At 62.5% G+C, this 6226-nt stretch carries 8 protein-coding genes; 6 read left to right on the forward strand and 2 right to left on the reverse strand.

Annotated features, from left to right (window positions below; all coding sequences use genetic code 11):
- On the forward strand, positions 1-614 hold a 614-nt coding region (locus WAN71_RS21690), incomplete at its 5' end, for a TetR/AcrR family transcriptional regulator (RefSeq protein ID WP_422227301.1).
- Between the two features lie 33 nt (positions 615-647).
- On the opposite strand, the gene WAN71_RS21695 is transcribed toward WAN71_RS21690, so the two are convergent.
- Both WAN71_RS21695 and WAN71_RS21700 read right to left on the reverse strand, forming a co-directional pair.
- The gene (locus WAN71_RS21695) at positions 648-1331 is read right to left on the reverse strand and encodes an aquaporin (RefSeq protein ID WP_422227302.1); all 684 of its coding nucleotides are present in this window, start codon (positions 1329-1331) and stop codon (positions 648-650) included.
- 179 nt (positions 1332-1510) lie between these two features.
- The gene (locus WAN71_RS21700; RefSeq protein ID WP_422227303.1) at positions 1511-1966 is read right to left on the reverse strand and encodes a nuclear transport factor 2 family protein; all 456 of its coding nucleotides are present in this window, start codon (positions 1964-1966) and stop codon (positions 1511-1513) included.
- 493 nt (positions 1967-2459) lie between these two features.
- Here WAN71_RS21700 and WAN71_RS21705 point away from each other — a divergent pair, with 493 nt between their 5' ends.
- The 5 genes from WAN71_RS21705 to WAN71_RS21725 form a co-directional block, all read left to right on the forward strand.
- Positions 2460-3566, forward strand: coding sequence for a type III polyketide synthase (locus WAN71_RS21705; protein ID WP_422227304.1), 1107 nt, complete (start codon positions 2460-2462; stop codon positions 3564-3566).
- Positions 3567-3578: 12 nt separating this feature from the next.
- On the forward strand, positions 3579-4082 hold the full coding sequence (locus tag WAN71_RS21710) for an isoprenylcysteine carboxyl methyltransferase family protein (RefSeq protein ID WP_422227305.1): 504 nt from the start codon (positions 3579-3581) through the stop codon (positions 4080-4082).
- Positions 4083-4296: 214 nt separating this feature from the next.
- Complete coding sequence (locus tag WAN71_RS21715) at positions 4297-4521, forward strand: hypothetical protein (protein ID WP_422227306.1); 225 nt, start codon at positions 4297-4299, stop codon at positions 4519-4521.
- Positions 4518-4694 (forward strand): DUF7429 family protein, encoded by a 177-nt coding sequence (locus tag WAN71_RS21720; protein ID WP_422227307.1) that lies wholly within the window; start codon positions 4518-4520, stop codon positions 4692-4694. The genes WAN71_RS21715 and WAN71_RS21720 overlap by 4 nt, the downstream gene beginning before the upstream one ends.
- A gap of 1088 nt (positions 4695-5782) precedes the next feature.
- Positions 5783-6226 (forward strand): sigma-70 family RNA polymerase sigma factor (locus WAN71_RS21725; protein WP_422227308.1); only part of this gene is annotated, 444 nt, incomplete at its 3' end.

Consider the following 6226-nt stretch of genomic DNA (forward strand, 5'->3'; position numbering starts at 1 on the left):
GAGTAATGACGCCAAGTCGAGCGCGCGGTCGACCGCGCAGCGAGGAACACCGCCATGCCGTCCTGAAAGCCGCCATGGAACTGATGCAGGAGGACGACCTGCGCAGGGCGTCGATCGACCGGATCGCCCAACGCAGCGGGGTCAGCAAGGCGACCATCTACAAGTGGTGGCCGAACAGAACCGCGGTGGCTATCGAGGCGTTCCTGTACCAAATGATGGCCGAGGCGCCTGTGCCCGACACCGGATCGGCGGCCGAAGACTTCCGCCTAGCGTTGCGCGGCATGATGCGCTTGTACACCAGCCCACTCGGCGCGATCTTCGCCCAACTCATCGGCGAGTCGCAGTTCTACCCATCTGAACGCGAGCGGATACGAACACACCAGGTGAACATCCGCCGAGCGGCCGTGAGGAAGATCTGGGACCGCGGCGTCGCCCGTGGCGAACTGGATCCGAACGTCGACCCCGAGGTGGCGCTGGATCTCATCTTCGCTCCGGCGCTGTACCGGCGGGCGACCGGGCACGGAGGAATGACGCCGGCCGACGCAGACGCCATCGTGGCCACAGCTATGCGGGCACTGGCCAGCCGATCAGTTAGAGCGGGGCCGACCCCTTAGCGCCACTCAGACGCGCCGACCTCGAGGGCGCAATCATTTGTCGTCAGGGTTGAGCGCGAGGAAGGTGACTCCGGCCGCGGCGCCGGCGATGACTTGCGCGACCAGATACACCCACAGCGTCGGCCAGGCGAACATGCGCATCACGGCCGCGCCGACAGTGACCGACGGGTTGAACGCGCCACCGGAGATCGCGCCGACTGCGAAAGCGCCTGCTAGCACAGTGAAACCAATTGCCAGGCCGAAGTACGAGTTGTCCGGATGACTCTTGCTCGTCGCTACATTGAGTACCACATAGCACAGGGCGAAGGTGAACAACAGCTCCACCACGAATGCGGCCACCAAACCGTGACCGGTCAGCGTCATCGTCACGGTCTTCGTGGCCCGTGCCGGATCAACGATCCCACGCACCACCGCCGCAGCCAGCAGCCCGGCGGCTAACTGCACGATCCAGTACATGGAGGCGTCGCGCACGGTGATCCGACGCCGCACCAGTACCGACAAGGTCACCGCAGGGTTGTAATGCCCGCCCGAGATGTGTCCACCGGCGTACACCATCACCATCAGGACCGCACCGATAGCAAGCGGGGCGAACTGGCTGCCGCTGCCGACTGCCGCACCGACCGTGAACACCAAGAAGAACGTGCCGATCGCTTCGGCGATGTACTTCATTCCCGAGGGAGGTCCGCTGACTATTTCGGTTGACTCTTCGTCAGCCATGAGATTGTCCCTAAGTTCGTAGTTGTCTGGGGTCGGTGCCCCTGGATGCCCAGAGCGGTCGGGCGTAGGTGATGCGTGCTTGTTGCTGTTGTGGCTCGAAAGGACTTGCTGCCCGTCTGGCCCCCTCGACGCGTGACGGACCGCGGGTACCACAAATGCAGGTGCAAGTGTCCGGGTCGTCACCTCGTTTGTCGGACGTCTGGTTCAATGGGGCGTCCCTCGAGGGCGGCGAAGACCCGCAGTGGGTCGAGGTAGTCGCGCCACGCGGTGATTTTGCTGTCCTTGATGACGACAACGGAGATGTATCGGTTGCTGTACGGCTGCCCGGTGGCCACGACCCTTCCCTCGGAGGAATATTCGAGCACCACCGACGACGTCGACGGTGACGGGTGGACACGCAGGTCGTAGCAGCGGTCCAGGAACAGCGTGGAGCCGTAGCCGCGGTAGAGCTCAATGAGGTTGTCGCGGCCGACGATGTGGCGCGGGTAGTTCGGAACCGTGATGATGAAGTCGAAGACCACGTCGTCGGCCAGCAGGTCGAAGAAGTGCTCACCGTCAACGAATTCCGCAAGTCCTTCCTCGATGATCCGAAAGAACGGATCCAGAGCGCGAAAGTCGCCCATGTTCTCAATCACTCGCCACCTCCTCAGAATGGTTGACAGCCGACAATCTTGGAGTGCGCTGTCACTCACAGTAGTCACCAGTCGATGCTCGCCACGTGTTCTCGAGCTCGGCCGCATTGGGGCACTCATCGTTGGTTTGCCGCGAGACACGGTCCCGCGCAGCGGCTCCCCGCACCTTCAGCGCTGTTGCAGCACCAGTGGGCCGCGCAGTCGCCGCCAGTGAATTACGCCGAGGGCCCAGTGCAACATCCGCGTCATCCAGCCCCGCAAACCGCTACACAATGCCGCGCCACGACATCTGCGCTGACCAGGGCACACGGCCTAGACCCCGCTCGTCCGCCCGCACGGCGCCCGCAGGAACATCGCCAGATGGCGCCACCCGCAACTAGAGTGCGCACCGCCGGTTCCGTCATCGAGGTGACATGTCTCAGTTGGTGGCGGATTGTGCTCAAGGTCACCTTGACCTCGATCGGCCTTCGACAGGACACCGGTCGTAGGTATAGGCATGACTGCAACAACAAATTCCACATCCGCAAACCCGGCCGCCCATCATGGCCGCGGCGCCCCGCACATCGCCGGCACTGCGGTGGCGTCCACAGCGCACCGGTACAACCAGGATCAGGTGTCGCGCGAGCTCACCGAATTCGCTGAACCGGGGTTCATGCGCTTTGCCCAAACGACTGGTGTCGATCATCGTAGCCTCGCGCTGCCGCTGCCGCGCTACCCGAAAATGACTGGCTTCACTGAAGCGAACAACGCTTACCTCGAGGTTGCCGTTGACCTCGGTGAGCAAGCGATCAAGAAGGCGCTCGCCGCGGCCAACATCGAGCCTCACGGGGTAGACACCATCGTGCTCGTCTCGAGCACTGGAATTGCGGTGCCGACTATCGACGCACGGCTGATGTCGCGCATCGGATTTCGGCCTGACATCAAGCGTGTCCCGTTATTCGGGCTCGGTTGCGTGGGGGGTGCGGCCGGGATGGCCCGCGTCTACGACTACCTGCACGGCTACCCGGAGCACGTCGCGTTGCTCCTGTCTGTCGAGCTGTGCTCGCTCACGCTGCAACGCGATGACACCTCGATCCCAGCCCTTATCGGTGTGTCTCTGTTCGGAGACGGCGCGGCCGCGGTGGTCGCCACCGGTGCCGACTGCAATATATCGGGCTTCAACGAGAATCGAGGTCCGCGCGTCCTCGCCACCCGCAGCCGGATGATTCCGGAGACCGTCGACGTCATGGGCTGGAACGTCGGCTCCAGCGGGTTCCAGCTCGTGATGTCCCGTGACGTCCCAAAGATGGCCGATGACTACCTGCGTTGTGAGGTTGACCGCTTCCTGTTCGCGCACGGTTTGTCCATCGCGGATATCTCGACATGGGTCTGTCACCCCGGTGGTCCCAAAGTGCTCGATTCGATCGAAAACGCGATAGGCCTGTCGCCCGAGGCGTTGGTGCACAGCCGGAACTCCATGCGGGACAACGGCAATATGTCCTCCGCGTCCGTGCTTGACGTGCTGCGGCGAACTGTCGCCGAGCCGCCATCCGACGGAGCCCTCGCAGTGATGCTTGCGATGGGTCCGGGATTCAGCTTCGAGCTGCTGCTGCTGCAGTGGTGAGGAAGTAAGACGATGTACTACTACCTCTTCATCCTGGCCATCGGCGCTCAGCGGTTGGTCGAGCTCGTGGTCGCCCGGCGAAACGCGAAATGGTCACTTGCTCACGGAGGCAAGGAGTTCGGCCGCGATCACTACCCGGCGATGGTTAGTATGCATGCGTTGTTTTTGGTTTCATGCGTCGTGGAAGTCTGGGTCCTGGGCCGGCCGTTCATCGGTTGGCTGGGATGGCCGATGGTTGCCGTCGTGGTGCTCAGTACCGTGGTCCGCTGGCGGTGTGTTGCCGTGCTCGGCAAGCTCTGGAACTCAAGGCTAATCGTGATCCCGGGCGCGCCGCTGGTTCGAGACGGGCTGTACCGATGGGTGCGCCACCCCAACTACACCGCGGTCGCGGCAGAGGTTGCGGCGCTACCACTGGTTCATTCAGCGTGGGTGACGGCGATCGTGTTCAGCATCGCCAATGTCCTGGTGCTGTCTGTGCGGATCCGCGCGGAGAACGCCGCGTTGGGCTACGCCTGAGCAATCTCCTTGCGTCACACCTATCAGATGCTCGTTCGACGCCTAGTGGTTCACGGGAACCGCAGAGGGAGAAAGGATTCCACGCCGAAGCCTCCGTCATTCGGCGCCGAATGGATATGCCGCGCTTGACTGGTGGTCAACTCGCCCAGGTCTGCCCGGGTGGCGAACCGCGACGACGTGGGTCAGGTGCAAGCTCGCTGTCTAGACCATGGCCATGGGATTGAGCGAGTCGCCTGGGCCAGAGTTTGGAGGGAGTTTCACGCTGATTCAGCTCGAAGACATCGCAGCAACCGAGCACGAGCTGGCTGTGACGACCGGCGGGGGAATGCCCGAGCAAGTCGCTATCGGCTACATCCGCACAGCGCACAGGGCCGACGGTGGGCGACGCGACGACGGCTTGACGTTCAACTTCCCCAGCTGTTGGGGCGGCACACAATGAACGCGTGTATTACGTTCTCACTGTTCGGGTTTCGTGTCGGCGTTATCGACTTGGCCATCAACCTCGACGGCGTCCTCGACATACCCGAGCGCGAGGTCACGAAGGCCACCCAAGTCACCCGCAAGGCCGTCAAGGGCATCTCGCAGCTGTGGGTTAGGGGGATGGTCGATTGAAAGTGACCGTGTTCTCTGCCCAAGCGAATTGGCTGTCAAACACCGGCCAGTCGGTGTCGTTCACAAGGATGGGCGCGTACCCGCCCTTGCCGACGATGCATTGCCAGATAGCCGGATTCACGGACTGGTCGGGGTCCGAGAGGTCGCAGACGTACCCGGCTGTCGGGATGGTGTCGATGCCCTCCTCGACATCCGCTTGCGGTCGCCGGTGTAAACTTTGATCCGATAATGGAATTCGTCAGCCCGCTAGTCGGTTACGGCGTATTGGGCGTTAAAACGTACGTGGTCGTTTCGGTCTCCTTGAACATCTCGTTTAGTGCGTGCTCAGCCCAGAGGTCGGCACCGGTAGCGTCGGCGCAGCCTCGGACATTGTGAAATCGAGACTCCATTCAGCCATCCGAGAACTGCGGCACTCATTGGAGGAAATGGGTGTCAGAGGATGACGCACTCGCGGCATCCGGTGCGTCGTTATCGCCTGTCGGGGAATCGAACTCGCCACTCGTCTCCCAAATCACCCAGTCTGCCTGGCGCAACAAAACGACATTGACCCAGGGCCAGGCTGGCCGCACCAGCGGGGGCTCGTGCGCGGCGTCACAGTCGAATTATGGCGACCGCGGCTCCGCGATGCTGTCCCCGCTGATGACCCACCCGCAGCGCCACTACTGTGCGATTTCTCCGCTGAACGCCGAATCGCTAGCCGAAAACCGCGAACCGACGGACGGTCGCAGGAATCTTGCCGATCGCCTGCTTAGCCTGGCCATTGTGGAATTTCAAGATCCCGCGGTGATATCGGTTGGCACAACGCCAAATGTGACACGTGCATCGCTGCACCCGACACCTTAGGGACGACGATGCGGGCTCGGCCCGCCTTGGATAGGAGTATCCAGATGCCCATTGACCCGACATTAATTGACGTGTCAGCAGCAACGACGCGGGCGCCCCGCAGTGCAACTCTGGGATGGGTTCCCGGTGATGGCATGAGTTCGGATCAGGCGCCTATCGAACGGACCGCCACCATCCATCGGATCCGAGCGGACGACCCACGGCCACACGAACGTTTCTGGACAGATGATCCGGATGCTGCCCGGATGCGGCTGCTCTACAACAGGCGTGCCGCCGCCTTATGGCGCTATGTCTCGCGGCTGACGAGGGATCCAGTTCGCGCTGAGGACATCGTGCAGGAAACGCTACTGCGCGCATGGGAGCACCCTGAAATCTCAGATGACATCAGACGATCAGCGGAGGCGTGGCTATTCACCGTTGCGCGCAACATAATCATCGACGACAGCCGCAGTTCACGGTTCCGCCACGAGGTGAGCTGGCAGGAATTTGCCGAGGTCCCGGGGCCTGCCGGTGCCGACGAGGTAAACGCCGCCCTGGACCGGGTGCTAATCGCTGAGGCGTTCACGCGGCTGTCGGCCCAGCACCGTGCGGTGATTTGGCGCAGCTTCTACTTGGCGTGGACGACGGCACAGATCGCCCAAGATCTCCACATCCCCAAGGGCACTGTGAAATCGAGACTGCATTCAGCC

The organism is Mycobacterium sp. (genome assembly GCF_049280035.1).
Lineage (GTDB): Bacteria > Actinomycetota > Actinomycetes > Mycobacteriales > Mycobacteriaceae > Mycobacterium.